This window comes from Burkholderia sp. AU30280 (assembly GCF_020420125.1).
In the GTDB taxonomy this organism is placed as follows: domain Bacteria; phylum Pseudomonadota; class Gammaproteobacteria; order Burkholderiales; family Burkholderiaceae; genus Burkholderia.
Window position 1 is genome coordinate 357,741 of sequence record NZ_JAIZRY010000004.1, and the last position, 26,117, is coordinate 383,857.

Consider the following 26,117-nt stretch of genomic DNA (forward strand, 5'->3'; position numbering starts at 1 on the left):
GGGGGCGAGCGGGGCGCGAAAGCCTAGAGGCCCGCCGGCCGTGCCGCAACGGACAGGACACAGGAGACGTGGACCATGAGAATTGCCCAGATCGCGCCGCTGACCGAATCGGTGCCGCCGAAGCTGTACGGCGGCACGGAGCGCGTCGTGTCCTACATCACCGAGGCGCTCGTCGAGCTCGGCCATGATGTGACGCTGTTCGCCAGCGGCGATTCGACGACGCGGGCGAAGCTCGAGCCGGTCTGGCCGCGCGCGCTGCGGCTCGACGCGTCGATCCGCGACCGGGTCGCGCCGCACATGCTGCTGATGGAGACGGTCGCGCGCCGGGCGATGGACTTCGACGTGCTCCATTTCCACATGGACTACTACTCGTTCTCGGTCTTCAACCGGCAGGAGACGCCTTACGTGACGACGCTGCACGGCCGGCTCGACCTGCCCGAGCAGCAGCCGGTGTTCGACACGTTCAACACGGCGCCGGTGATCTCGATTTCGAACTCGCAGCGCCAGCCGCTGCCGCAGGCGAAATGGCTGACGACCGTCTACCACGGGCTGCCCGATACGCTGTACATGCCGCAGCCGGTCGAGCCGCGCTACCTCGCGTTCCTCGGCCGCATCTCGCCGGAGAAGCGCGTCGACACGGCGATCCGCATCGCCCGCCAGTGCGGGCTGCCGATCAGGATCGCCGCGAAGATCGACGCGGCCGACCAGGAATACTTCGAGCGCGAGATCAAGCCGCTCTTCGCGTTGCCGCACGTCGAATTCATCGGCGAGATCGCGGATCACCAGAAGGCCGAATTCCTGTCGGGTGCGCATGCGCTGCTGTTTCCGATCGACTGGCCGGAGCCGTTCGGCCTCGTGATGATCGAGGCGATGTCGTGCGGCACGCCGGTGATTGCGTTCAATCGCGGCGCAGTGCCCGAAGTGGTGGACGAGGGCGTGTCGGGTTTCATCGTCGAGGATGAAATCAGCGCGGTGGCCGCCGTGAACCGGCTGCACCTGCTGCCGCGTGCGCGCGTGCGGCAGCGCTTCGAGGCGCGCTTCACGTCGCGCCGCATGGCGCAGCAGTATGTCGATGTCTACCAGTCGGTGATCCGTGCGCAGAAACGCTCGCGCTTCAAGGTGATCGACTCGACGACCTGACGCGCGCGGCGCACGGCGCGCGCGGATAAAAAAACGGCGATGCCCGCAAGGACATCGCCATTTGCGCATCGCCCGCGCGCCGTGCGCACGGGCGGTGCGCCAGCGTCAGATCTTCAGCTTCGTGACTTTCGTGCCGTTGATCGACACGTCGCCCATCAGGCCCGCGTTCGTCAGCACGACGACCTGGACCGGTGCGGTGGCCGTGGTCGTGTCGACCGCGCCGTTCGCGCCCATCTTCACGAGCGCGACCGACGCGCCGGCGCCGGCTGCCCAGCCGTCCGAGCCGCGGAATTCGTCGAGCGCTTCCTGCGTCATGAACAGGAACACGATCGCCTTCGACTGTGCACCGGCCTGCAGGCCGACCGACAGCGACGACGTGTTGTAGTAGCCGACCGTGCTGCCGCCGACGCGCAGTGCGCCATTGCCGGACTGGCCGCCGACGATGAAGCCGGCCTGGATGACGTCCGGGAAGACGAGCACGCCGCGCGACTTCGCGACGAGTTCACGCGAACCCTTGACCGTGGAGTACATGCGCGACAGCGTGGCGTCGACGCTCGAGTCGATTGCCTGGCGCTTCGACGCGTTCGTTGCGGCGTTGTCCGGCTTGTCCGGGGTGGTGGTGCAACCGGTGAGCGCGAGGCTACCGACGATGAGCGCAGCGGCGGCTTTCAGCACAAGATTCCGTTTTTGCATCGTTCTTCTCCATCGGATGATGTTCGGAGTGAGTCTCGCTCAGGGAGCGGATCACGTCGGCAGTTATATCACAGCGGATTACAGCCTCTTTTCGTTGCGACGTGAAAAAGCGTCAAATCGCTCGAGGATGTCGCGGCGCGCCAACGGACGAACCGGCGCCCGCATGGCGACGTCACGTCGGCATGCGGGAAACACGGAGGTCGATCGGACTGCGGCGCCTGCCGCGCGCATCAGTGCGTGACGGGCGGAACAGGCGGCTTGATCGGGGGGCGGCGCAGCGCGCGGCGGATCAGCGCGATCACGACCCCGCACGCGAACAGGAACGCGGCCGGCACGACCCAGTAGCCGACGAACGCGTGCCACAGGTAGCTCGCGAGCGTGCTGCGACGCACCACGTATTCGTCGCGGGCCGCCTGCTGGCGCGGTGCATTGGCGGCGAGCACGTCGGCCGGGCAGCCGGCCGCGCGCGCCTCGTCAGGATCCCCGTGGCACTTCGCGGCGGCGCCGGTTCGCTGCTGCGCGTCGGTGAGCTGCCAGGTGGTCAGCGCGAGCTGCAGGTCCGCCTTGTTGTACGCCATTTCCTCGCGGATTTCGCGCACGGCGACGATCGCAACGGGCACGGCCCAGAACACGATCACGATCAGCCAGCGGCGGAACCAGCGGTGTTGTCTCCATGCCATCCATGCCTCCGTTTGACGCGCGTGCGCGTCTGTCTCGAGGGCGGCCCGATGGCGCTTCTTGTACTTGGATGGGCCGCGTTGCAGCCATCATAGAAGAAAACGCGGCGAATTGCCGCACCATGTGGCGGCGCCGGTACGGCAAGCCGGGAAAGCGGGGCAGGCGGCGTGGTAAAAGCGCGGGGGCGGGGCGCGTCGATGCGCGTGCAACGAAACAAAAATGCCGCGCCCGCCGAAGCGGTGCGCGGCATTCGATACGGGAGCGCCGGAACTCAGGCTGCCGGCTGGCTGCTCAGGCAGCTCTTCATGAAGGCCTTGCGGTCGTCGCCTTTCTTGCCGGTGGCCTGCGTGTTGCACGCCTTCATCTTGTCCTGCTGCGACATTGCCTTCGCGGGCTTCGCTGACAGGCAGTCCTTCATGAACGCCTTGCGTTCGTCGCCCGTCTTGCCGGTTGCCTGGGTGTTACAGGCTTTCATCTTGTCCTGCTGGCTGTTCGCCGCGAACGCGGGGGAAGCCAGCATGCCGCCGAGAAGCACTGCGGCTACGAGCGATTGGATTTTCATTTCGACACTCCCATGGGGTGAATTGCGTGTTATCGACGCCGTCACGAAGCACCGCGCAATGAAGTTGGGGCCGCATCGCACAGCGCGCTCCGATTATGGCAAATCAATGTGAAAACACCAAAACGGCATTTTCTATAACGTTGCGGACACCACGGCCGTTGACGGCACGTGGTGCCGGACGATCGGGATAAACCATGATGATGTGCGGCGGCCAGCCTCGGTCACCGTACCGGAACCTGCCGGATCCCGGCCGCAAGCCTTTACAATCGCGGCCATGAATACTCCGAATTTCGCAATCCGTTCGTCCGCGGCGGCCCTGCCGCGCATCGCCGTGCTCGCCACCGGCGGCACGATCGCCGGCGCCGCGCCCGACGCGGCCAGCACGGCCGGCTACCAGGCCGGCGCGCTCGGCGTCAATTTGCTGGTCGACGCGGTGCCGGCGCTCGCGTCCATCGCGCGCATCGACGCCGAGCAGATCGCCAGCATCGACAGCAAGGATCTCGCGCCGCCGCTGTGGAATACGCTCGCCGCGCGGATCGACGCGCTGATGGCCGATCCGGCGATCGACGGCATCGTGATCACCCATGGCACCGACACGCTCGAGGAAACCGCCTATGCGCTGCACCTGGTCGTCAAAGGCGACAAGCCGGTCGTGCTGACGGCCGCGATGCGCCCGGCGACTGCGCTGTCGTCCGACGGCCCGCTGAACCTGCTGAACGCCGTGACGGTGGCCGCGCATCCGTCCGCGCGCGGGCAGGGCGTGCTGGTCGCGTTCAACAACCGGATCCACGGCGCGCGCGACGTCGTGAAGACGAGCACCTATGCGGTCGACGCGTTCCAGTCGCCGGAGCTCGGCGCACTCGGCTGGGTGCAGGACGGCCGGGTCGAATTCGCGCGCCGCATCACGCGTTCGCGCGACACGCAACTGGCGATCGCCGCCGCGTGGCCGCCCGTCGAAGTTGTCGCGAGCTACGCGGGCGTGACGCGGACGGCCGTCGACGCGCTCGTCGCGGCCGGCGTACGCGGACTCGTCGTCGCGGGCACGGGCAACGGCTCGATCCATGCGACGCTGCAGGCGGCGCTGGCCGATGCGGTGAATGCAGGTGTCGCGGTGGTTCGCGCGTCGCGCGTCGGGTCGGGGCACGTGATGCGCAACGGCGCCGCGAACGACGATGCGCTCGGCTTCGTGAGCGCAGGGTCGCTGAACCCGTTCAAGGCTCGCGTGCTGCTGATGCTCGCGCTCGCGAACGGCATTCATGGCCGCGACGAACTGCAACGCATGTTCGATACGTTGTAACCGGCCGATTGATCCGCGCAGCCCGGGCCGCCGCGCGTCACCATGAAAAAAAGCAGGCCGATGGCCTGCTTTTGTCGCATCAGTCCGGCGGAAATGCTCAGGACTGCGGCGGAATCACGAGCTTCTGGCCCGGGTAGATCCGGTCCGGGCTCGACAGCATCGGCTTGTTCGCCTCGAAGATCGCCGGGTACTTGTTCGCGTCGCCATAGACTTCCTTGGCGATCGCCGACAGCGTGTCGCCCGGCTTCACGTCGTGGTACTGCACTTCCGGATCGTCCGGTTGCAGATCGTCGTCGTTGACGCCCGCGACACCCTGCACGTTACCGGCCGCGACCTTGACCTTGGCCTTCGTGTCGAGGTCGGCGACGCTGCCCGACAGCGTCACGGTGCGCGATGCGCCGTCGAACGCGACGGTCAGGTTCGACGTATCGAGACCCTGCGTGTTGATGTAGTTCTTGATGGCATCGGCCGCGGTCTGGTTTGCGGCATTCGGATCTTCCGCTGCTTGCGCATCGGCATGACCCAGCAGTTTTTCACCCGCCTCTTTGATAAACGAAAGAAGACCCATCGTTGCACTCCTTTGGTGGTTGAAAAGAAAACGCGCCATGAAGTGGCGAAAAAAACACCGCGCTGGGCGCGGTCACCGAAGTGACCGCAAGCGCGGCGGTTTTCTCGAAAGGCGTGGCGAAAGTGTAGGCGTTCATGACGACGATTGCATGAAAAATCGCACGCTTGAACGTAAAGAAATGTAATACGCGAAATCCGACAGGCGGACACCCGACGACGACGTCTGACCGACCAAGGCTTCCCCGGCGTCGCCGGGTGCCGCTGCGGACCCCACCACGCCGCTCTCAGCCCAGAGCGGCGTTTTTTCGCCCCGTTCCGCATGCCGTTGGCAGTGCAGGGCGGGGCGCCCCACCGTGATGCGCGAATGTGCCGCGCATCGATGCGACCGGCCGGGCCGGTCGCGTATGTCTGTCGCGCGCCTCCGCCATCGCAGCGGAAACGCGCATCGCCGCAGCCGCGTCAAGCGGTCGGCGTCTGGCCGATCTCGAAGTTCGACATGATCTCGAGCGCACGCACGAGTGCCGAGTGATCCCATGCCTTGCCGCCGTGCGATGCACACACGCTGAACAACTGCTGCGCGCTCGCCGTGTGCGGCAGTGCGAGGCCGAGCTTGCGTGCGCCGTCGAGCGCGAGGTTCAGGTCCTTCTGGTGCAGTTCGATGCGGAAGCCCGGATCGAACGTGCGCTTCGTCATCCGCGCGCCGTGCACTTCGAGGATGCGCGATGCGGCGAAGCCGCCCATCAGCGCCTGGCGCACGCGCTCCGGATCGGCGCCTGAACGTGCGGCGAACAGCAGCGCTTCGCCAACTGCCTCGATGTTCAGCGCGACGATGATCTGGTTCGCGACCTTGCAGGTCTGGCCCGCGCCGTTGTCGCCGACGAGCGTGATGTTCTTGCCCATCTTCTCGAACAGCGGCTTCGCGCGCTCGAAGGCCGCTTCCGGGCCGCCGACCATGATCGTCAGCGTCGCTTCGCGTGCACCGACTTCGCCGCCGGACACCGGCGCGTCGAGGTAGTCGCAGCCGAGTGCGTTGATCTGCTTCGCGAATTCCTGCGTGTCGAGCGGCGAGATCGAGCTCATGTCGATCACGAGCTTGCCGGCCGTCAGGCCCTTCGCGACGCCGTCGTCGGCGAACAGCACGTTACGCACGTCCGGCGTATCCGGCACCATCGAGATGATGATGTCCGCGTTCCGTGCGACTTCGGTCGAGTTCGCGACGACCTTCGCGCTCGTGCGCAGGTCGTCCGGGATCGGGAACGCGCCGTTCACGACGAGCTGGTGGTCGCCCTTGAGCAGGTTGCGCGCCATGTGCGCGCCCATGATGCCGAGGCCGATGAAACCGATGGTTGCCATGTGAAAGTCTCCTATGGGGCTGAAAACGGGAAGGGCGCTACTCAGGCTGCGCGACGCGCGGAGCCCGGCGCGCAGCCGGCGAAGCCTTGCAGCCAGCCGAGGCCTTCCGTCGTGGTGGTGCGGGGCTTGTATTCGCAGCCGACGTAGCCGGCATAGCCGAGCCGGTCGAGCAGCGCGAACAGGAATGCGTAGTTGATCTCGCCGGTGCCCGGCTCGTTGCGGCCCGGGTTGTCCGCGAGCTGGACGTGGCCGATCGATGCGAGGTTGCGTTCGATCGTCGCGGCCAGTTCGCCTTCCATGCGCTGCATGTGATAGATGTCGTACTGCAGGAACAGGTTGTCCGAGCCGACCGCGCGGATCACGTCGAGTCCTTCCGACGAGCGGTTCAGCGCGAAGCCCGGGATGTCGAAGCTGTTGCACGGCTCGACGAGCAGGCGGATGCCTTCGCGCTTGAGCGCGTCGGCGGCGAAGCGCAGGTTGTCGACGATCGTGACGAACGTCTTGTCGCGCGCCGTGCTGGCCGACGGGATGCCGACGAGGCAGTTCAGCTGCGGCACCTTCAGCGCCTTCGCGTACTCGATCGCACGGCCGACCCCTTCCTGGAATTCACCGACGCGATCGGGCAGGCACGCGATGCCGCGCTCGCCCTGGTCCCAGTTGCCCGCGGGCAGGTTGTGCAGCACGAGGCGCAGGCGATGCGTCTCGAGCCGCTCGGCGAGTTCCTCTTTCGCGTACGGATACGGGAACAGGAACTCGACGGCGTCGAAGCCCGCGTCGGCGGCCGCCTTGAAGCGGTCGAGGAACGGCACTTCGTTGAACAGCATGGTCAGGTTTGCAGCAAACTTCGGCATGAGCTAAGCCTCTTCGGTCGGTCAGTCAAAAATGTCGTGCGGTTCAGTCGAGCATCGAGATCGCGGTCGGCGCGTGCTCGGCCTTCTCGGCGAGATCCTCGAATTCATTGATCGCGTCGATTTCGGCGCCCATCGAGATGTTCGTCACGCGCTCGAGGATCACCTCGACGACCACCGGCACGCTGAACTCCTCCGCGAGCGCTTGCGCCTGACGCAGTGCCGGCTCGATCTCTTCCGGCTTGAACACGCGCAGCGCCTTGCAGCCGAGGCCTTCCGCGACGGCCACGTGGTCGACGCCATAACCGTTCAGTTCCGGCGCGTTCACGTTGTCGAACGCGAGCTGCACGCAGTAGTCCATGTCGAACGCACGTTGCGCCTGGCGGATCAGCCCGAGGTACGAGTTGTTCACGACGACGTGCACGTACGGCAGCTTGAATTGCGCGCCGGCGGCCAGTTCCTCGATCATGAACTGGAAGTCGTAGTCGCCGGACAGCGCGACGATCGGGCGGCTCGGGTCGGCCGCACGCACGCCGAGCGCGGCGGGAATCGTCCAGCCGAGCGGGCCGGCCTGGCCGCAGTTGATCCAGTTGCGCGCCTTGAACACGTGCAGGAACTGCGCGGCGGCGATCTGCGACAGGCCGATCGTGCTGACGTAGCACGTATCGCGGCCGAACACCTTGTTCATCTCTTCGTACACGCGCTGCGGCTTGACCGGCACGTTGTCGAAGTGCGTCTTGCGCTGCAGCGTACGTTTGCGTTCCTGGCATTCCGAGACCCATGCGCTGCGGTCCTTCAGCTTGCCGGCGGCCTTCCATTCCTGTGCGACGGCGACGAACAGCTCGAGTGCCGCCTTCGCGTCCGACACGATGCCGAGATCCGGGCCGAACACGCGGCCGATCTGCGTCGGTTCGATGTCGACGTGCACGAACTTGCGGCCCTTCGTGTAGACCTCGACGCTGCCCGTGTGGCGGTTCGCCCAGCGGTTGCCGATGCCGAGCACGAAGTCCGACGCGAGCATCGTCGCGTTGCCGTAGCGATGCGACGTCTGCAGGCCGACCATGCCGGCCATCAGCGGGTGGTCGTCCGGAATCGCGCCCCACGACATCAGCGTCGGGATCACCGGCACGCCGATCGTTTCGGCGAACTGGACGAGCAGGTCTTCGGCCGCCGCGTTGAGCACGCCGCCGCCCGACACGATCAGCGGCTTGTCCGCGTCGTTGAGCATCGCGAGCGCCTTCTCGATCTGCGCGCGGGTGGCCGCGGGCTTGTAGACCGGCAGCGGTTCATACGTGTCGATGTCGAATTCGATTTCGGCGAGTTGCACGTCGATCGGCAGGTCGACCAGCACCGGGCCCGGACGGCCCGAGCGCATCAGGTGGAACGCCTGCTGGAACACGCGCGGCACGAGCGCCGGCTCGCGCACGGTGACGGCCCACTTCGTGACGGGCTTGGCGATGGATTCGATGTCGACGGCCTGGAAGTCTTCCTTGTACAGGCGGGCACGCGGTGCCTGGCCGGTGATCGCGAGGATCGGAATCGAGTCGGCCGATGCGGAATACAGGCCCGTGATCATGTCGGTGCCGGCGGGGCCCGACGTGCCGATGCACACGCCGATGTTGCCCGGGGCCGCACGCGTGAAGCCTTCGGCCATGTGCGACGCGCCTTCGACGTGGCGTGCCAGCACGTGGCTGATGCCACCCGACTTGCGCATCGCGGAGTAGAACGGGTTGATCGCCGCACCCGGCACGCCGAACGCGGTCTGGATGCCTTCTTTCTCGAGCACGAGCACAGCGGCGTCGACGGCTCTCATCTTGGCCATGAATGTCTCCTTGAATGGGGTGGATCTTGCAAATGGGTCTGTTGGGGACACTTTAGGGATGCAGGAAAGGTTTGATAAGATCAGCCGAAGTCGCTTATTTCGAAACTAAAAGTATGGAATGACGGCTGGGCGAGGCTTTTCGCCGGTGCCGGAACAGAGACGGAGACGGGAGATGGATCGCTTCAAGCAGATCGAGACGTTCGTGCGGGTGGCCGATGCCGGCAGCCTCGCGGCGGCGGCGCTCGAGGAGGGCGTGTCGCCGGTGGTACTCGGGCGGCGCATCGACGCGCTCGAAAAGCGTCTCGGCGTGAAGCTGATGTACCGCTCGACGCGGCGCCTGGTGGTCAGCGAGGAGGGCGCTGCGTTCCTCGAGCGTTGCCGCGGTCTCCTGTCCGAATGGGACCAGGCGGAGAACGAGCTGGCCGCCGGGCGCCGCGCGGTCAGCGGGCACCTGATCGTGTCCGCGCCGGCCGCGTTCGGGCGCAAGCACGTCGCGCCGCACGCCCCCGGCTTTCTGGCCGACAAGCCCGAGATGCAGCTGTCGTTCAACCTGACCGACCGTGTCGTCGATCTCGTGCGCGAAGGCTACGACCTGTCGATCCGGATCGGCGGCGCCGTCGATCCGAACTTCGTCGCGGTGAAGCTCGCATCGAACCGGCGCGTCGTGTGCGGCACGCCCGAGTATTTCCGCCGGCACGGCCGGCCGAAGTCGCTCGACGACCTGCTCAAGCACAACTGCCTCGCGTTCAACCTGCAGGGCGGGCAGAACCGCGGCTGGTATTTCCAGCGCCACGGCAAGATCGCGACGATGCGCGTGGCCGGCAATCTCGACTGCAACGACGGCGAACTGCTGCACCGCTGGGTGGCCGAGGGTCTCGGGCTCGGCTGGCGCTCGACGTGGGAAATCGCCGCGCAGCTCGAGACGGGCGAGCTCGAGACCGTGCTCGACGAGTATGCATTGCCCGATTACGACATCCTCGCGGTCTACCCGCAGCAGCGCTACGTGCCGGCACGCGTGCGCTACTTCATCGACTACCTGCGCGCCGCTTACGCGAGCCCAGGCTACTGGAACACCACGCCGTAACTGGCGCGATCGGCCCCGGCCACCGGGCCGCCCGGCGTTTTTTTACGCTTCGGGCGCGCGGCGCGGGAATAAACTCGACGCAACGACGGTAAGGTCATCGAGCGCGCGCGTTGCCGGTCTGTCCGGGCACCGTGCGCGCGACGGGCGCGGCTTCGGCCGCCGGGACCAGGGAGGCCATGTGGGGCAAGGCGGACAGGCGGTCGATGAGCGGTCGGCGGACGACGCGGTGGCGCGCGGCGAGCGGTTTCGCGCGCTCGTGCTGCCGCATCTCGACGCCGCGTACAACCTCGCGCGCTGGCTGAGCGGCAGCGCCGGCGATGCGGACGACGTCGTCCAGGACGCGTGCATGCGCGCGCTGCGCTTCGTCGATTCGTGTCGCGGCGACAACGCACGGCCGTGGCTGCTGACGATCGTGCGCCACACCTGGTACACGGAATGGCGGCGCCGCACGCATGCGCACGAGGTCGCGCTGCCCGACACGCTCGACGACACCGACGTGCCCGACGACTGGCAACCGGCGACCGAGGATCCGCTCGCGCACCTGCTGCGCGGCGAGAATGTGCGGCTCGTGAATGAAGCGCTCGCGAAGCTGCCGCCCGAATACCGCGAGGTGCTCGTGCTGCGCGAGATGGAAGACCTGAGCTATCGCGAGATCGCGGCGATCGCAGATGTGCCGGTCGGCACGGTGATGTCGCGGCTCGCACGTGGCCGGCGCAAGCTCGCCGCGCTGCTGGGCGGCGCGCTGGCACCGGCGGCCGAAGGCAGGCCGGGCCGTACGCCGGCGGGCGGAACCGCATCGGAGGCTATCGATGGACTGTAACGAAGCGCGAGCGTTGCTGGACGCGGACGTCGACCGCGAGCTGTCGGCGCCCGACGCGTTGCGGGTCCAGCAGCATGTCGAAGGGTGCGAAGCGTGCCGCCGTGAACGCGCGCGGATCGTCACGCTGGTTCAGGCCGTGCGTCAGGCCGACTATCACCGTGCGCCGGATGCGCTGCGGGCGAGCATCCTTGCGAGCCTGCCGGCAGCGGCCGATGCGCCTGCACGCGAGCAGGCGCGGGCGGAGCCGCAGCCCGAACCGCGGTCACGGCCGCAGCCGCGTCCGCGTGGCCGCCGCTGGTTCTCGTGGCTGACGGATCAAGGCGCAGCGGCGCGCCCGGCGCCTGCCGGTGCGGGGCCGCGGGTCGCCGCGCTGCCCGGCCTCGGCTGGGGTGTCGCGCTGCTGGTGGCGCTCGCGGCGGCGGGCGGGATGGCATTGTCGGCGCGTCACGCCGACATCGACCGCACGGTCGACGAACTCGTGTCGAGCCACGTGCGGGCCGACCTGTCGGCGCGTGACATCGACGTGATCTCGACCGACCGGCACACGGTCAAGCCGTGGTTCAACGGCCGGCTCGACTATGCGCCGCCGGTCGAGGATCTCGCGGCGGACGGCTTCGCGCTGGTCGGCGGCCGGCTCGACTACGTCGGGCGCCGCCGCGTCGCGGTGCTCGTCTACCGTTACCGGCAGCACGTGATCGACGTCTACGTGCGGCCGGCCGGCGAAGGGCCGGGCACGCCGTACGCGACGGTGTCGCAGGGCTATGCGCTCGACCGTTGGGACGCGGCCGGGATGACGTGGTGGGCCGTGACCGACGCCGAGCCGCCGGCGCTCGCGGCGTTCAGGACCGCGCTCGATGCGCGGCTCGCCGGTACGCGCACCGAGTGACGGCGCGGCGGCGGCCTGCGGGCCCGCCGCGCGTTTCTGTTCCGACCCTGACCAGGAAAAGAGCCGAAGCGCGGCCCGCCCGCGCGGGTTCGCCTCTTCAAGTCTTTGAAAACATGGCCGAATCCGCGCGCGAATCGTCGATTGGCCTTGCATGCGCCCCGTATCCGGGTTAGAATCTTCGGCTTCTCACTTGCCACACCGGTTCAGACGCCCGGGTGGCTTCAATCCACAAGGAGTGTGTAATGCGTCATTACGAAATCGTATTCATCGTGCACCCCGATCAAAGCGAGCAAGTGCCCGCGATGATCGAGCGTTACAAGACCACGATCACGTCGCACGGCGGTCAGATCCACCGTGTCGAAGACTGGGGCCGTCGCCAACTGGCCTACATGATCGAGAAACTCGCGAAGGCTCACTACGTCTGCATGAACATCGAGTGCGACCAGACGACGCTCGACGAACTCGAACACGCGTTCAAGTTCAACGACGCCGTGCTGCGTCACCTCATCGTCAAGATGAAGAAGGCCGAGACCGGCCCGTCGCCGATGATGAAGGAAGTTCAGCGCGAAGAAGCCAAGAAGGCGGCTGCAGCTCAGCCGACCGAAGCGCAGGCTTAAGTTCGTCATTCATTAAGCCATCAAGGAGCGCGCCACTCACGTGAACAGGTTGCAATTGACGGCAAGCGTCGTCGAACGCGCGCCGGTGCGATATACACCGGCTGGTGTTCCGATCGCAAGCGCCACATTGCATCACCGCACGGAAGTCGTCGAAGCAGGCATTCCCCGTCAGGTCGAAATGACGATCGAGGCGGTGGCGGCCGGTGAGGCGAGCGGCAGGCTGGAAAGTCGTGAAATGGGCGTCGAAACGCTGTTCACGGGCTTCCTGGCAAAGAAGAGCCGCAACGCGAGAACCTTGGTGTTTCACATCACAGCATTGCAGGACATTGGAAAGGACTGAAATCATGCCCCGCCCGACTGGTAAGAAATTCGACAAGCGTCGTCAGCAACAAAACCCGCTCTTCAAGCGCAAGAAGTTCTGCCGTTTCACGGCTGCAGGCGTCGAGCAGATCGACTACAAGGACACGGAAACGCTGAAGGACTTCATCGGCGAAAACGGCAAGATCACGCCGGCTCGTCTGACGGGTACGAAGGCGCACTATCAGCGTCAGCTGGATACGGCCATCAAGCGTGCGCGTTTCCTCGCGCTGCTGCCGTACACCGATCAGCACAAGGCGTAATCAGGCGACGCAATAAGGAGAATTCGAATGCAAATCATTCTGTTGGAAAAAGTCGCCAATCTGGGTAACCTCGGCGACATCGTCAAGGTCAAGGACGGTTACGCTCGCAACTTCCTGATCCCGAACCGCAAGGCTCGCCGTGCAACGAAGGAAGCGATCGCCGAATTCGAAGTTCGCCGCGCCGAACTCGAAAAGATCGCCGCTGAAAAGCTGGCGGCATCGCAGGCAGTCGGCGAGAAGCTGAACGGCCAGTCGTTCGAAATCACGCAGAAGTCGGGCGTTGACGGCCGTCTGTTCGGCTCGGTCACGAACGGCGACGTCGCGGAACTGCTGAAGAAGGCAGGTTTCGAAGTCGAGAAGCTGCAAGTTCGCATGCCGGAAGGCCCGCTGAAGATGATCGGCGAGCACAACGTCCAGGTCGCGCTGCATACGGACGTCGTCGTCGACGTCACGATCAACGTGATCGGCGACCACGCGTAAGCGTACGCAAGCTTTCCGGGCGGCTTCCGCCGTCCGGGCTAGGGCAGGCGTCCGGGCAACCGGGGCCTGCCTTTTTTATTGCCTGCTCGCCGGCGGCTGTCTCTCTGGCGTCGTCGTAGGTTATTCGCGATAATCCCAACCCATGAACGCGCCGCAAGATCCCCAAATCGAATCGCTGAAAGTCCCGCCGCACTCGGTCGAAGCCGAACAATCGGTGCTCGGCGGCCTGTTGCTCGACAACGCGGCCTGGGACCGGATTGCCGACTTCCTGTCGCAGGGTGATTTCTACCGCTACGACCACCGGATCATCTACGAGCACATCGGTCGCCTGATCGCGTCGACACGCCCGGCCGACGTCGTGACCGTGTACGAAGCGCTGACCACGTCCGGCAAGGCCGACGACGTCGGAGGGCTCGCGTACCTGAACGCCCTCGCACAGAACACGCCGAGCGCGGCGAACATCCGCCGCTATGCGGAAATCGTGCGCGACCGCGCGGTGCTGCGCCGGCTCGTGTCGGTCGCCGACGAAATCTCGGCCGATGCGTTCAACCCGCAGGGCAAGGAAGTCCGCCAGCTGCTCGACGAGGCGGAGTCGAAGGTGTTCTCGATCGCCGAAGAGGGCGCGCGCGGCAACCAGGGCTTCCTCGAGATCGGCCCGCTGCTCACGCAGGTCGTCGAGCGCATCGATACGCTGTACCACACGGCGAACCCGAGCGACGTCACGGGCACGCCGACGGGCTTCGTCGACCTCGACCGGATGACGTCCGGGATGCATGGCGGCGAACTGATCATCGTCGCAGGGCGTCCGTCGATGGGTAAGACGGCGTTCTCGATGAACATCGGCGAGTACGTGGCGGTCGAGTACGGGCTGCCGGTCGCGGTGTTCTCGATGGAAATGCCGGGCACCCAGCTCGTGATGCGTATGCTCGGCTCGATCGGCCGGCTCGACCAGCACCGGATGCGGACGGGCCGCCTGACCGACGAGGATTGGCCGAAACTGACGCACGCCGTGCAGAAGATGAGCGAGGCGCAGCTCTTCATCGACGAAACGGGCGGCCTGAATCCGATGGAATTGCGCTCGCGCGCGCGGCGTCTTGCACGGCAGTGCGGCAAGCTCGGCCTGATCATCGTCGACTACCTGCAGCTGATGTCGGGTTCGTCGCAGGGCGAGAATCGCGCGACCGAAATCTCGGAAATCTCGCGATCGCTGAAGAGCCTGGCAAAGGAGCTCGACGTGCCGGTGATCGCGCTGTCGCAGCTTAACCGTGGCCTCGAACAGCGTCCGAACAAGCGCCCGGTGATGTCGGATTTGCGCGAATCAGGCGCAATCGAACAGGACGCGGACGTGATCCTGTTCATTTACCGTGACGAAGTTTACAACCCGGACAGCCCCGACAAGGGCACGGCCGAAATCATCATCGGCAAGCAGCGTAACGGTCCGATCGGCCCTGTTCGGCTCACGTTCCTGGGGCAATACACGAAGTTCGATAACTTTGCAGGGGCGCAGACGTTCTACGGCGAGTAACGCCGGTTGTAAAGCCCTAAATCGCCAAACGTTGTATCCAATCCCGGCGCGCGCATGTGCGCGCGTCGCGGCGCGACCGAAAACGGTACAATGTCGCCCGTTTTCGTGACAGTAGTTTGACAATCTCTCAGGAATCCCATGTTCGGTCGATTCATGCCCACCGAGGGCAAGTTCTTTGAACTCTTCAACGCGCACGCGAAGCACATCGTTTCCGGTGGCCGCGAGCTCGAACTGCTGATCGACAATCTCGCCGACGCCGAGATTCACAAGCAAAACGTGCAAATCGCCGAGAAGGCCGCCGACAAGCTCACGCACGAGGCGATCGATCTTCTGCACAAGACTTTCATCACGCCGCTCGATCGCGACGAGATCCACAAGCTGATCACGACGATGGACGACATCCTCGACCTGATGGAAGACGTCGCGACCGCCGTGTCGCTGTACGACGTACGTTCCGTCACGTCGGAAGCGAGCCAGCTCGCGCACATCGTCACGCAGTCGGCCCAGCACGTGCAGCAGGCGGTCGGGTTGCTGTCCGACATGAAGCAGTCGGCGCAGATCCTCAAGCAGTGCGAGGAGATCGACCGCTGGGAGTCGGAGGCCGATCGCGTGCTGCGCGCGGCAATGTCGAAGCTGTTCCGCGAAGAGGATGACGTGAAGACGCTCATCAAGCTGAAGGCGATCTACGAACTGCTCGAAGAGATCACCGACAAGTGCGAAGACGTCGCGAACATCATCGAAGGCATCGTGCTGGAAAACGCCTGAGCGGACCACGATGCATTCGATACAACTTGCCCTATGGATGGTCGCGACGCTGGTGCTCGTCGCGCTCGTATTCGACTTCATGAATGGCTTTCACGACGCGGCGAACTCGATCGCCACCGTCGTGTCGACCGGGGTGCTGAAGCCCCAGCAGGCCGTCGTGTTCGCGGCGGCGTTCAACGTCATCGCGTATTTCATCTTCCACCTGAAAGTCGCGCAGACCGTCGGTAAAGGCACGATCGATCCCGAGATCGTCGACCACTACGTCGTGTTCGGTGCGCTGGTCGGTGCGATCGGCTGGAACGTGATCACGTGGTACTACGGGATTCCGTCGAGTTCGTCGCATGCCCTGATCGGCGGCCTGGTCGGCGCCGCGCTCGCCAAGTCGGGCTGGAGTTCGCTGAACATCGACGGGCTGCTCAAGACCATCGCATTCATCTTCATCTCGCCGCTGCTCGGTTTCATCCTCGGCTCGCTGTTCATGCTCGGCGTGTCGTGGCTGTATTTCCGCACCGCGCCAAGCAAGGTCGACCGGCGTTTCCGCCGGCTGCAACTGCTGTCGGCCGGGCTGTACAGCCTTGGCCACGGCGGCAACGACGCGCAGAAGACGATCGGCATCATCTGGATGCTGCTGATCGCGTCGGGCTATGCGTCGGCGACGGCCGATGCGCCGCCGGCGTGGGTGATCGGCGCGTGCTACCTGTCGATGGGCCTCGGCACGCTGTTCGGCGGCTGGCGCATCGTGCGCACGATGGGCCAGAAGATCACGAAGCTCAAGCCGGTCGGTGGTTTCTGTGCGGAAACCGGCGGCGCGATGACGCTGTTCCTCGCTTCGTTCCTCGGCATTCCGGTGTCGACCACACACACGATCACCGGTGCGATCGTCGGCGTCGGCGCGACGCAGAAGCTGTCGGCCGTGCGCTGGGGCGTGGCCGGCAACATCGTGTGGGCATGGGTGCTGACGCTGCCCGCGGCTGCGTTGTTCGCGGCCGGTGGATGGTGGCTTGGCCACCGTATCTTCTGATCGCCGATACCGTCGAACGGATATGACATGCGCCGCAAGCCGAAAGGCTGCGGCGCATTTTTTTGGAGTGCGGGAATGGGCGGCGAATGGCGGGTGCAATCGCGGGCGAAGCGGGCTAGTAGCTTCCGTTCGCGAATCGGGCAATCGGATCGTCTGCGGTGGCGGTGCGCGGGCTGACGGGCGCAGATTGAGTCGACGCGCGCCATACCTGAACAGGGGCGGGCTCGATACTGCGCGGTGACGCCGCGGCGGTGGCGGGCGGCGGTTCCGCATCGAAAGCGGCAGCCTGGGCGGCAGTCAGCGCCGTCGTCGGAATCTGCGTGCCGACCTCGGCCGGGCCGGGCGGTGCGGCATTCGCCGTCATGGCAGTGATGCCCGTACCGTCGTTCACGGACGTAGCCTGCTGCTGAGCCGTCTGCATGCGCGGCTGCGGCGGTTCATACGGGTCGGCCGACGCGGCTGCGGGGGCAACCGCTGCGGTCGATACGACCGGTGCGGCCGGCGTGACCGGTACAGGTGCCTGGGGCGCGGCAGCTCGTAACGACGCATAGGCCGGCTGTCGCGGCGCGGCGGCAGTCACGACGACGGGAGCGGGCGCAACGGCCGGCGCGCTGCGCGGCTCGTCACGCTTCGCCTCGTAGGTCGGCGCATCGAACGGCGTAGGCACCCCGCGCGGCGGCGCGACGCGGCGAATGCCGTCGAAACGCTTGGCCCAGTAAGGGTTCGTCAGGTAGTCGAGCCGCACGGTGCCGCCCGTCGACGGTGCGTTGACGAAGCGCAGCTTGCCGACATAGATGCCGACGTGCGAATGCGGCCGCCCGGTCGTATTGAAGAAGATCAGGTCGCCCGGCGCGACCTGGTCGGGCTCGATCGATATGCCGCGGCCGCTCATGTCGGCCGTCGTGCGCGGCAGGTTCACGTCAGCCGCACGGCCGATCACGTAGCGCACGAGCCCGCTGCAGTCGAAGCCGCTCGTCGGTGTGTTGCCGCCCCAGCGATACGGGACGCCGACGAGGCTCATCGCCTGGATCGAGATTTCTTCCTGGCCGACGCTGTGATCGACGAACTTCGGGAAATTGGCGGGGGCGGGGAACGCGCGTGGCGTCGTGATCTTCATGCCCGAGGCGGGGCGCGATGCCGACTGCGGCGGCACGCTGGAGCAGGCCGCAAGCAGTGAAACGACAGCAACGGGAACCCAGATTCGAAGCATGGCAAGGCGGGCAAGCGCGGCGCGCTCGCGAATCGTATGACAACAGACAGACCCGATGGTAGACGCTCTGGCGGGGCTTAAGCAACTATTCTTGAGAATTTACTTGAAGTTTCGCGCGTAAACCGGGTTGTTGCGTGACGATGTGTTACCTGCGTTTTCGACCCCAAATAAAAACGGCGCTCCGGAAACGGAGCGCCGCGATGCGTCGAAAGCCGGCCGGGCGGCCGGCCTGTCGCGTTACAGGATGTCCGACGCGTAGTCGGCGAGCCGCGAGCGTTCACCACGCGCGAGCGTCACGTGGCCGCTGTGGCCCCAGCCCTTGAAGCGGTCGACGACGTACGTGAGCCCCGAACTGCCTTCGGTCAGGTAAGGCGTGTCGATCTGCGCGATGTTGCCGAGGCACACGATCTTCGTGCCCGGGCCCGCGCGCGTGACGAGCGTCTTCATCTGCTTCGGCGTCAGGTTCTGCGCCTCGTCGATGATCAGGTACTTGTCGACGAACGTGCGGCCGCGCATGAAGTTCATGCTCTTCACCTTCAGGCGCGAACGGATCAGTTCCTGCGTCGCGGCACGGCCCCATTCGCCGGCCGCGTCGTCGGTCTTCTGCAGCACTTCGAGGTTGTCGTCGAATGCGCCCATCCACGGCTGCATCTTCTCTTCCTCGGTGCCGGGCAGGAAACCGATGTCCTCGCCGACGGGCACGGTCGCGCGCGTCACGATGATCTCGTTGTAGCGCTTGTCGTCGAGCACCTGCGCGAGGCCGGCCGCGAGCGCGACGAGCGTCTTGCCGGTGCCGGCCTGGCCGAGCAGCGTGACGAAGTCGATCTCGGGGTTCATCAGCAGGTTCAGCGCGAAGTTCTGCTCGCGGTTGCGCGCGGTGATGCCCCACACGTTGTTCTTGTGGTGGCTGTAGTCGCGCAGCGTCTGCAGCAGCGCCGTCTTGCCGTTCAACTCGCGGACGATCGCGTGGAACGTCGGTTCGCCGTTCTGCGGCTCGAGATAGACGAACTCGTTGACGAGCATCGACGCGACGAGCGGGCCGGTCACGCGGTAATACGTGGTGCCCGTCTTCGTATCCTGCCAGCTCTCCATGCCCTTCGCGTGCTTGGTCCAGAAGTCCTGCGGCAGTTCGCGCACGCCGTTGTACAGGAGATCGGAGTCCTCGAGGACCTGGTCGTTGAAGTAGTCTTCCGCAGGCAGGCCGAGCGCGTGCGCCTTGATCCGCATGTTGATGTCTTTCGACACCAGCACGACCTGGCGGTCGGGCCGGTCGCGCTGCAGCGCGCGCACGACGCCGAGGATCTGGTTGTCGGCCTTGCCTTCGGGCAAGCCTTCGATCGGCGCGATGTCGGCAAGCTTCGTCTGGAAGTACAGGCGACCGAGCGCCTCGCGGCTGCCGAGGCGCGACAGCGGAATGCCGGCCGTGATCGCACCGGCATCGGCGACGAGCGCGTCGAGCGTGCGGCTGACCTGGCGTGCGTTGCGCGCGACTTCGGACATCCCCTTCTTGTGGTTGTCGAGTTCCTCGAGCGTCATCATCGGCAGATAGACGTCGTGTTCCTCGAAGCGGAAGAGGCTGCTCGGGTCGTGCATCAGCACGTTGGTGTCGAGCACGAACAGTTTCTGCAATTCGGCGTCGGCGGGCTTGCGGCCGCGCGATTTCGTCGCCGCGCCGGCATCGCGCGCCGGAGCGGCGGCCGGCTTGTCGGCGGCCGGCCGGTCGTTGCGCGCGACGACCGGCGCCGCGGGTTCGGCGGGCGCCGGCATCGGCTGCAACAGTGCGGCCGTCTGTCTGGTCTTGCGGCCGCGTGCGGGTGCGCTCGCGGCATCTTGCGTCGAAGACGCGACGGCGCGCAGCGGCGCGGCCGTATTCGCGGCTTCGATCATCGGTTGGGCCACGCTGGCCGGACCATAGTCACCGGCTGTGGATGCGTCCCCTTCGGCGGATTTCTTCGCGGCTTTCGCGGGCCGCGCTTTCGCCTTGTATTCGTCGGGCGGCAGCAGGCTGCCGAGCTTGCTGGGGGGAGTAGGCAAAGGCATGGTGTCCCTCGGGAGGAATCGTGTCGCAAGGCGTGCGCCGCTGATCGCATCCTGCGTGACGTAGACGCATGCAGTTTGCGCGCGGTGGCGCACAGGAAGTTCGTCTAGCCGGTTCGCCTAAGTGTCGATCAGCTCCTTGACGGGGTGAGGGCCGGACCGAGGGCCGGCGCGCAATCCATAAAAAAAGCCGCTGCCCCGTCGACAGGGACATGCGGCTCGGCTGATACCGTCGTGATGCGCGTCAGGTGCCGGGAAGCGTCGCATCGGGCACCGGCGCAGCTACGAGAAATATGGGGCGAACTGGCATTCATTGCGGCCCAATATAACGCGCCTCAAAGCGCTTGTACAGCACTTAGCACGTCGTCCACATGACCCGGTACCTTGATGCCGCGCCATGCCTGGCGAAGCACGCCGTCGGCGTCGATCAGGAACGTCGAGCGCTCGATTCCGCGCACTTCCTTGCCATACATTTTCTTCATCTTGATGACATCGAACAGCGCGCACAGCGCTTCGTCGGCATCGGAAATCAGCGGGAACGGCAGTTCGAGCTTTGCCTTGAAATTGTCATGCGAGCGCAGGCTGTCGCGCGACACGCCGATGACTTCCGCACCGGCTTTCTTGAACTTCGGATAGAGATCGCGGAACTGCAGCCCTTCGGTCGTGCAGCCCGGTGTGTTGTCCTTCGGATAGAAGTACAGCACGAGCTTCTTGCCCTTCAGGTCGGACAGCGAAATGTCGCCGCCCGTGGCCGGCGCGGTGAAATCGGGAACTTGACGGTCAACTTCGACAGACACGTGTTTCTCCTGTTGTTATGGAAAGGCGCCGCGGCGGCGGCGCGGTTCGGCGGGGCGTCGCGGCAGCGCCGCAAGGATGCGGCGGGCGACGCCGGCTCGCGCGCGAACTCAGTCGGGCTGGACGATCAGTTCGCCGGAGCGGCCGGGGATTTCGCCCCACGTGACAGGGTACGATGGCAGCGAGTCGCGGTCCAGCGTCGCGTGGTAGTCGCCCATCGTCGCAAACGTGTGGCCTTGCGCGCGCCAGCCGGCGAGCAGTTGTTCGAACACGGGCGCGAGCTTCTGGCCTTCCAGTTCCGCATGCAGCGTGAACACCTGGTCGTGCGGATTGGTTTCGGTGAACTTGAGGATGTGCGCGGCGACGTTGTGCGTGTCGATGCCGTCGATGCCGAGCACTTCGTCGAGCGTCGGCAGTGTGGTGGGCATCTGCACGTGCGACAGCGTGCGGCCGTTGACAACGGGCAGGTACGGCGAATGGCCGCGGCCGTCGGATGCGTAGCGCATCCCCCATGCGTCGATCTGCTCGAACGCGGAATCGTTCATCTGCCAGCCGGCCGCGCCGTGCGTGACGGGCGGCGCGCCGAAGACCTCGATGAAGCGTGCGTGACTCTTCTGCATTTCACGTGCAGTCCAGTCGCGATCCCGCGCGCGGACGTTGTCCTGCCAGTACACGTGATCCCACGTGTGGATCCCGCATTCGAAGCCGGCCTCGTGGATCGCGCGCATGTCGGCGATCGCGCGGCGGCCGATGTCGGGGCCCGGCAGCAGCACGCCGTACATCAGCTGCTTCACGCCGTAGTGCTCGACCACCGACGTGCGCGACACCTTCTTCAGGAAGCCGGGGCGGAACACGCGCCGCAGCGCCCAGCCCGTGTGATCGGGCCCGAGGCTGAAGAGGAAGGTCGCGCGCGCATTGAAGCGGTCGAAGATGCGCGCGAGGTTCGGCACGCCTTCGCGCGTGCCGCGCAGCGTGTCGACGTCGATCTTGAGGACGATGCGAGCCAAGCGAACGTCCCGATCAGCCTTGCTGTTCGACGAGCGCGCGCGCGTCGGCAACGTGGCCGCGATACGCTTCGAAGATGTTGCGCAGCGCGTCGTCGAACGTCGCTTGCGGCGCCCAGCCGAGCTCCTGCATCGTGTTGTCGATCTTCGGCACGCGGTTCTGCACGTCCTGGTAGCCGTTGCCGTAGTAGGCGCCGGACGTCGTTTCGACGAGCTTCACCTGCTTGGCCGAATCGGCGTACTCGGGGAATTCCGCCGCCAGTTCGAGCATCTTGTGCGCGAGTTCCCGGACCGAGAAGTTGTTCTTCGGATTCCCGATGTTGTAGATCTTGCCCGACGCGACGCCGTCCTTGTTTTCGATGATCTTCATCAGCGCGCTGATGCCGTCGCCGATGTCGGTGAACGCGCGCTTCTGCGAGCCGCCGTCGACGAGGCTGATGTTCTCGCCGCGCACGATGTGGCCGAGGAACTGCGTGACCACGCGCGAGCTGCCTTCCTTCGGCGTGTAGATCGAGTCGAGGCCCGGGCCGATCCAGTTGAACGGACGGAACAGCGTGAAGTTCAGGCCTTCCATCCCGTAGCCCCAGATCACGCGGTCCATCAGCTGCTTCGAGCATGCGTAGATCCAGCGCGGCTTGTTGATCGGGCCGTAGGTGAGGGCCGATGCATCCGGATCGAACTGCTCGTCCGAGCACATGCCGTAGACCTCGGAGGTCGACGGGAACACCAGGTGCTTGCCGTACTTGACGGCCGAACGCACGATCGGCAGGTTCGCCTCGAAGTCGAGTTCGAACACGCGCAGCGGCTGCTGGACGTAGGTGGCGGGCGTCGCGATCGCGACGAGCGGCAGGATCACGTCGCACTTCTTCACGTGATATTCGACCCACTCCTTGTTGATCGTGATGTCGCCTTCGAAGAAATGCATCCGCTCGTGGTTGACGAGGTCGCCCAGCCGATCGGTCTGCATGTCCATGCCGAACACTTCCCAATCGGTGGTTTCAAGAATGCGTTTCGACAGGTGATGGCCGATGAAGCCGTTCACACCCAGGATCAGGACTTTTTTTGCTTTCATGAATGACGGGAAGAATGAATGAACTGCGCGAATTCCGCGGGCGTCACGACGGTTTCGCTGCCGTCGCGCTGCTGCCACAGCTCGAGTATGGATAGGGCGCGGCTGTCGCCGCAGACGCCGAATAGCGCATTATCGCTTACGTGCAGGCCGGGCGGCAAATCTGCCGCGGCGGCCGCTACCGCGCTGCCGGGCGCCGCGAGGCGCGCGCGCGCGATCACGAAACGCGTGCCGTCGACGTCCGTAAACGCGCCCGGATACGGGGGCGCGACCGCGCGCACCAGGTTGTAGACCTGCGCGGCCGGCTTCGACCAGTCGACGCGGCCGTCCTCGGGCTTGCGCCCGCCGTAGTAGCTGCCGGTCGCGAGATCGTTCGGCAGGTGCGGCGCCTCGCCCGCGAGCAGCGCGGGCAGCACGCGCCAGAGCGTCTGCTCGGCGGCTACCGTGACCTTGTCGAACACCTGCGCGGCCGTGTCGTCCGGCAGGATCGGCACCGCGGTCTGGCCGATGATCGCGCCCGCGTCGGGCTTCGCGGCCATCTCGTGCAGCGTCGCGCCGGTTTCGGTTTCACCGTTCAGCACCGCCCAGTTGGTCGGTACCCGACCCCGGTATTTCGGCAGCAGCGAACCGTGCATGTTGTACGCGCCACGCGGCGCGATGGCGAGCAGGTCCACCGGCAGCATGTGCCGGTAGTAGAACGAGAAGATGAAGTCCGGCTGCGCGTCGGAAACCGCGCGGCGCAGCGCCGGATCGGCGGGATCGGCCGGCGTGACGACCGGAATGCCGTGCTCGGCGGCTACGGAGGCGACGCTGCCGAACCAGATGTTCTCGTTCGGGTTGTCCTCGTGCGTGACGACGAGCGCCACGTCGACGCCGCGCGCGAGCAGCACCTGCAGGCACCGGACGCCGACGTTGTGATACGCGAAGACGACTGCGCGCGGCTTCATTGCGCGGCCCCCGCGCGGTTCGCGCCGGCCGGCACCGCCGGCACGCCGTCGTGCTGCTCGAGCACGGCCTGGATCAGGTAGCGCGGCCGTGCGCGCACCTGCTGGTAGATGCGGCCGACATATTCGCCGAGCAGGCCGAGCGCGAAGATGATCACGCCGAGCAGGAAGAACGTGATGGCAAACAGCGTGAACACGCCTTGCACTTCCGCGCCGACGATGAAGCGTCGCACGAGCAGCAGCACGAACAGCGCGGCGGAGCCGAGCGACAGGATCACGCCGATGAACGACAACCACTGCAGCGGCACGACCGAGAAGCCCGTCACGAGGTCGAAGTTCAACCGGATCAGGCTGTACAGCGAGTACTTCGACTCGCCGGCGAAGCGCTCCTCGTGCGCGACCTCGATCTCGGTCGGCTTCTGCGCGAACGTGTACGCGAGTGCGGGGATGAACGTGTTGACTTCGCCGCACACGTTGATCGTGTCGATGATGCGGCGGCTGTACGCGCGCAGCATGCAGCCCTGGTCGGTCATCTTGATGCGCGTGATGCGCTCGCGCAGGCGGTTCATCATCTGCGACGCCTTGCGCCGCCACAGGCTGTCCTGGCGCTGCTTGCGGATCGAGCCGACGTAGTCGTAGCCCTCGCGCATCTTCGCGATCAGCTTGCCGATTTCCTCGGGCGGGTTCTGCAGGTCGGCGTCGAGCGTGATGACGATCTCGCCGCGCGATTGCGCGAAGCCGGCGAGGATCGCCATGTGCTGGCCGTAGTTGCCGTTGAGCAGCACGACGCGCGTCGTGTCGGGGCGCACGTGGAACTGATCGGCGAGCATCGCGGCCGAGCGGTCGCGGCTGCCGTCGTTGATCAGGATCACTTCGTATGACGTGTCGAGTGCGTCGAGCGCCGGATACAGCCGCGCGAACAGCGCGGCGAGGCCGTCTTCCTCGTTGTACACGGGGATGATGACCGATACTTCGGGTCGGCCGGCGTCCAGGTGCGCGGCGCCCGGATGCCCGGCGCGTGCTTCAAGGTGACTCATGTACGCTTATTTTCCGTATTGTTCGCAAATCTGGTTGATGGCATCGACCACGCGACGCACGTCGCCTTCCGTCATCTGCGTGAAGAGCGGCAGCGTGACGGTCGACGCGCCGTACCGTTCGGCGTGGGGGAACATGCCCTCCTTGAAGCCGCGTGCACGGTACAGCGTGAAAAGATGGATCGCCGGGTAATGGATGCCCGTGCCGATGCCGCGTTCCTTCATCTGCGCCATGAACTCGGCGCGCGAGATCGTCAGCCGCTCGAGCGGCAGCGTGATCAGGAACATGTGCCAGTTGCCGTTCTCGAATTCGGCGATCGGCAGGCCGACGCCGAGCTTCACGGCCGCGCTGCCGTCGAATGCGGCGAAATAGGCGCGCGCCAGCGCGCGGCGCTGCGCGGTGAAGCGTTCGAGGTGCGGCAACTGGCCGAGGCCGACGCGTGCGGCGACGTCGGTCAGGTTGTACTTGCCGCCGAGCACGTCGCAGTCCATCCCGTCGAAGCCGGTGCGCGTGATGCCCTGCAGCCGGTATTTCTGCGCGAGCGTGGCTTCTTCCTCGTTGTTCAGCACGAGTGCGCCGCCTTCGATCGTCGTCAGGTTCTTGTTCGCGTGAAAGCTGAACGACACGATGTCGCCGATCGCGCCGATGCGCTTGCCGTTCCACGTCGAGCCGAACGCCTGCGCCGCATCCTCGATCACGCGCAGCTTGTGCGCGCGCGCAATGGCGTACAGGCGGTCCATGTCGACCGGCAGGCCGGACAGGAACACGGGGATGATCGCCTTCGTGCGCGGCGTGATCACCTGCTCGAGCTTGTCGAGGTCGATGTTGCGGGTGACGGGATCGATGTCGGCGAACACGGGCGTCGCGCCGGTCTCGAGGATCACGTTGCTGGTCGAGACCCACGACGCCGGCGTCGTGATCACCTCGTCGCCGGCGCCGACGCCCGCGATGCGCAGGCCGATCTCGAGCGTGCAGGTGCCCGAATTGAACGCGCGGACCGGACGGCCGCCGCAGTACTCGGACAGCGCCGCTTCGAATTTCTGGCTCTGCGGGCCGGTGGTGATCCAGCCCGAGCGCAGCACTTCGACGACGCCCTGGATGGTTTCCTCATCGATCTCGGGGCGGGTGAACGGCAGAAACGGAGCGGTAGTCTGGCTCATGGACGCTTTGGTCTGTAATGGCGTGTAATAAAAGGGTCGGGCGATCCCGGCCGAAACCGGCATTAAACACCGGTTGGCGGAATCG

28 protein-coding genes and 1 pseudogene are annotated in these 26,117 nt (G+C 65.8%); 13 read left to right on the forward strand and 16 right to left on the reverse strand.

The genetic code is table 11. From position 1 onward, the window contains the following. Positions 1–75 precede the first annotated feature (75 nt). Entirely contained in the window at positions 76–1,140 is a 1,065-nt protein-coding gene (locus LGN17_RS11900; protein WP_175969683.1) for a glycosyltransferase family 4 protein, read from the forward strand. A gap of 105 nt (positions 1,141–1,245) precedes the next feature. On the opposite strand, the gene LGN17_RS11905 is transcribed toward LGN17_RS11900, so the two are convergent. The 3 genes from LGN17_RS11905 to LGN17_RS11915 form a co-directional block, all read right to left on the reverse strand. Next, positions 1,246–1,833, reverse strand: a complete 588-nt coding sequence (locus LGN17_RS11905; RefSeq protein WP_039367021.1) for a YSC84-related protein — start codon at positions 1,831–1,833, stop codon at positions 1,246–1,248. A gap of 230 nt (positions 1,834–2,063) precedes the next feature. Then, positions 2,064–2,513: a hypothetical protein gene (locus LGN17_RS11910; RefSeq protein ID WP_175955919.1), complete on the reverse strand. Its 450-nt coding sequence runs from the start codon at positions 2,511–2,513 to the stop codon at positions 2,064–2,066. A gap of 269 nt (positions 2,514–2,782) precedes the next feature. Beyond that, positions 2,783–3,073 carry a PsiF family protein gene (locus LGN17_RS11915; protein ID WP_226196945.1) on the reverse strand — a complete coding sequence of 97 codons (291 nt, stop codon included), beginning with the start codon at positions 3,071–3,073 and terminating at the stop codon, positions 2,783–2,785. A gap of 274 nt (positions 3,074–3,347) precedes the next feature. Between LGN17_RS11915 and LGN17_RS11920 the strand changes: the two genes are divergently transcribed. Continuing rightward, positions 3,348–4,370, forward strand: a complete 1,023-nt coding sequence (locus LGN17_RS11920; RefSeq protein ID WP_226196947.1) for an asparaginase — start codon at positions 3,348–3,350, stop codon at positions 4,368–4,370. A gap of 97 nt (positions 4,371–4,467) precedes the next feature. Here LGN17_RS11920 and lysM read toward each other — a convergent pair whose 3' ends face one another. The 5 genes from lysM to gcl all read right to left on the reverse strand — a co-directional run bounded on the left by lysM (position 4,468) and on the right by gcl (position 8,960). Then, positions 4,468–4,938: a peptidoglycan-binding protein LysM gene (gene lysM, locus LGN17_RS11925; RefSeq protein ID WP_021162125.1), complete on the reverse strand. Its 471-nt coding sequence runs from the start codon at positions 4,936–4,938 to the stop codon at positions 4,468–4,470. Beyond that, a complete protein-coding gene (locus LGN17_RS11930; RefSeq protein WP_226196949.1) occupies positions 4,904–5,074 on the reverse strand; it encodes a hypothetical protein in 171 nt (56 codons plus the stop codon). Before LGN17_RS11930 ends, lysM begins: the two co-directional genes overlap by 35 nt. A 322-nt stretch (positions 5,075–5,396) precedes the next feature. After that, on the reverse strand, positions 5,397–6,335 hold the full coding sequence (locus LGN17_RS11935; RefSeq protein WP_226197152.1) for a 2-hydroxy-3-oxopropionate reductase: 939 nt from the start codon (positions 6,333–6,335) through the stop codon (positions 5,397–5,399). Next, complete coding sequence (gene hyi, locus LGN17_RS11940; RefSeq protein WP_226196954.1) at positions 6,332–7,141, reverse strand: hydroxypyruvate isomerase; 810 nt, start codon at positions 7,139–7,141, stop codon at positions 6,332–6,334. The genes LGN17_RS11935 and hyi overlap by 4 nt, the downstream gene beginning before the upstream one ends. A gap of 43 nt (positions 7,142–7,184) precedes the next feature. Further along, positions 7,185–8,960, reverse strand: a complete 1,776-nt coding sequence (gene gcl, locus LGN17_RS11945; RefSeq protein WP_226196956.1) for a glyoxylate carboligase — start codon at positions 8,958–8,960, stop codon at positions 7,185–7,187. Between the two features lie 172 nt (positions 8,961–9,132). Here gcl and LGN17_RS11950 point away from each other — a divergent pair, with 172 nt between their 5' ends. From LGN17_RS11950 to LGN17_RS11995, 10 genes are all read left to right on the forward strand, one after another. Further along, positions 9,133–10,044 (forward strand): LysR family transcriptional regulator, encoded by a 912-nt coding sequence (locus LGN17_RS11950; RefSeq protein ID WP_226196958.1) that lies wholly within the window; start codon positions 9,133–9,135, stop codon positions 10,042–10,044. A gap of 178 nt (positions 10,045–10,222) precedes the next feature. Next, positions 10,223–10,864, forward strand: coding sequence for an RNA polymerase sigma factor (locus tag LGN17_RS11955; protein WP_226196960.1), 642 nt, complete (start codon positions 10,223–10,225; stop codon positions 10,862–10,864). Beyond that, on the forward strand, positions 10,854–11,750 hold the full coding sequence (locus tag LGN17_RS11960) for an anti-sigma factor family protein (RefSeq protein WP_175955933.1): 897 nt from the start codon (positions 10,854–10,856) through the stop codon (positions 11,748–11,750). The genes LGN17_RS11955 and LGN17_RS11960 overlap by 11 nt, the downstream gene beginning before the upstream one ends. Before the next feature lie 242 nt (positions 11,751–11,992). Continuing rightward, positions 11,993–12,367, forward strand: a complete 375-nt coding sequence (gene rpsF / locus LGN17_RS11965; protein ID WP_006402295.1) for a 30S ribosomal protein S6 — start codon at positions 11,993–11,995, stop codon at positions 12,365–12,367. Between the two features lie 40 nt (positions 12,368–12,407). Continuing rightward, complete coding sequence (gene priB, locus LGN17_RS11970; protein WP_011657069.1) at positions 12,408–12,707, forward strand: primosomal replication protein N; 300 nt, start codon at positions 12,408–12,410, stop codon at positions 12,705–12,707. A 4-nt stretch (positions 12,708–12,711) separates the two neighbouring features. Beyond that, positions 12,712–12,987 carry a 30S ribosomal protein S18 gene (gene rpsR / locus LGN17_RS11975; RefSeq protein ID WP_006486248.1) on the forward strand — a complete coding sequence of 92 codons (276 nt, stop codon included), beginning with the start codon at positions 12,712–12,714 and terminating at the stop codon, positions 12,985–12,987. Between the two features lie 27 nt (positions 12,988–13,014). Next, positions 13,015–13,467 carry a 50S ribosomal protein L9 gene (gene rplI, locus LGN17_RS11980; RefSeq protein ID WP_021156519.1) on the forward strand — a complete coding sequence of 151 codons (453 nt, stop codon included), beginning with the start codon at positions 13,015–13,017 and terminating at the stop codon, positions 13,465–13,467. A gap of 142 nt (positions 13,468–13,609) precedes the next feature. Next, on the forward strand, positions 13,610–14,992 hold the full coding sequence (locus tag LGN17_RS11985) for a replicative DNA helicase (protein ID WP_006486249.1): 1,383 nt from the start codon (positions 13,610–13,612) through the stop codon (positions 14,990–14,992). Positions 14,993–15,130: 138 nt separating this feature from the next. After that, positions 15,131–15,757, forward strand: coding sequence for a DUF47 domain-containing protein (locus tag LGN17_RS11990; protein WP_174388121.1), 627 nt, complete (start codon positions 15,131–15,133; stop codon positions 15,755–15,757). 10 nt (positions 15,758–15,767) lie between these two features. Further along, the gene (locus LGN17_RS11995) at positions 15,768–16,778 is read left to right on the forward strand and encodes an inorganic phosphate transporter (protein ID WP_011354200.1); all 1,011 of its coding nucleotides are present in this window, start codon (positions 15,768–15,770) and stop codon (positions 16,776–16,778) included. A gap of 115 nt (positions 16,779–16,893) precedes the next feature. Here the strand turns inward: LGN17_RS11995 and LGN17_RS12000 are convergent, their stop codons facing one another. Beyond that, positions 16,894–17,988, reverse strand: a complete 1,095-nt coding sequence (locus tag LGN17_RS12000; RefSeq protein WP_226196962.1) for a C40 family peptidase — start codon at positions 17,986–17,988, stop codon at positions 16,894–16,896. 237 nt (positions 17,989–18,225) lie between these two features. Next, the gene (locus LGN17_RS12005; RefSeq protein WP_226196964.1) at positions 18,226–20,028 is read right to left on the reverse strand and encodes a PhoH family protein; all 1,803 of its coding nucleotides are present in this window, start codon (positions 20,026–20,028) and stop codon (positions 18,226–18,228) included. Between LGN17_RS12005 and LGN17_RS36690 the strand changes: the two are divergent. Continuing rightward, positions 19,924–20,168 (forward strand): annotated as a pseudogene (locus tag LGN17_RS36690) (hypothetical protein); the annotation flags it as partial. The gene LGN17_RS12005 and the pseudogene LGN17_RS36690 overlap by 105 nt on opposite strands. Before the next feature lie 192 nt (positions 20,169–20,360). Here LGN17_RS36690 and LGN17_RS12010 read toward each other — a convergent pair. From LGN17_RS12010 to LGN17_RS12035, 6 genes are all read right to left on the reverse strand, one after another. Further along, positions 20,361–20,822: a peroxiredoxin gene (locus LGN17_RS12010; RefSeq protein ID WP_006756046.1), complete on the reverse strand. Its 462-nt coding sequence runs from the start codon at positions 20,820–20,822 to the stop codon at positions 20,361–20,363. Between the two features lie 108 nt (positions 20,823–20,930). Next, positions 20,931–21,827 carry a polysaccharide deacetylase family protein gene (locus tag LGN17_RS12015; RefSeq protein WP_089456348.1) on the reverse strand — a complete coding sequence of 299 codons (897 nt, stop codon included), beginning with the start codon at positions 21,825–21,827 and terminating at the stop codon, positions 20,931–20,933. A 13-nt stretch (positions 21,828–21,840) separates the two neighbouring features. Further along, positions 21,841–22,896 (reverse strand): bifunctional UDP-4-keto-pentose/UDP-xylose synthase, encoded by a 1,056-nt coding sequence (locus LGN17_RS12020; protein ID WP_006482864.1) that lies wholly within the window; start codon positions 22,894–22,896, stop codon positions 21,841–21,843. Continuing rightward, complete coding sequence (locus LGN17_RS12025; protein WP_226196966.1) at positions 22,893–23,840, reverse strand: formyltransferase; 948 nt, start codon at positions 23,838–23,840, stop codon at positions 22,893–22,895. The genes LGN17_RS12020 and LGN17_RS12025 overlap by 4 nt, the downstream gene beginning before the upstream one ends. Beyond that, entirely contained in the window at positions 23,837–24,874 is a 1,038-nt protein-coding gene (locus LGN17_RS12030) for a glycosyltransferase (protein ID WP_226196967.1), read from the reverse strand. The genes LGN17_RS12025 and LGN17_RS12030 overlap by 4 nt, the downstream gene beginning before the upstream one ends. Before the next feature lie 6 nt (positions 24,875–24,880). Beyond that, positions 24,881–26,032, reverse strand: coding sequence for a DegT/DnrJ/EryC1/StrS family aminotransferase (locus LGN17_RS12035; protein WP_226196969.1), 1,152 nt, complete (start codon positions 26,030–26,032; stop codon positions 24,881–24,883). Positions 26,033–26,117: the final 85 nt, after the last annotated feature.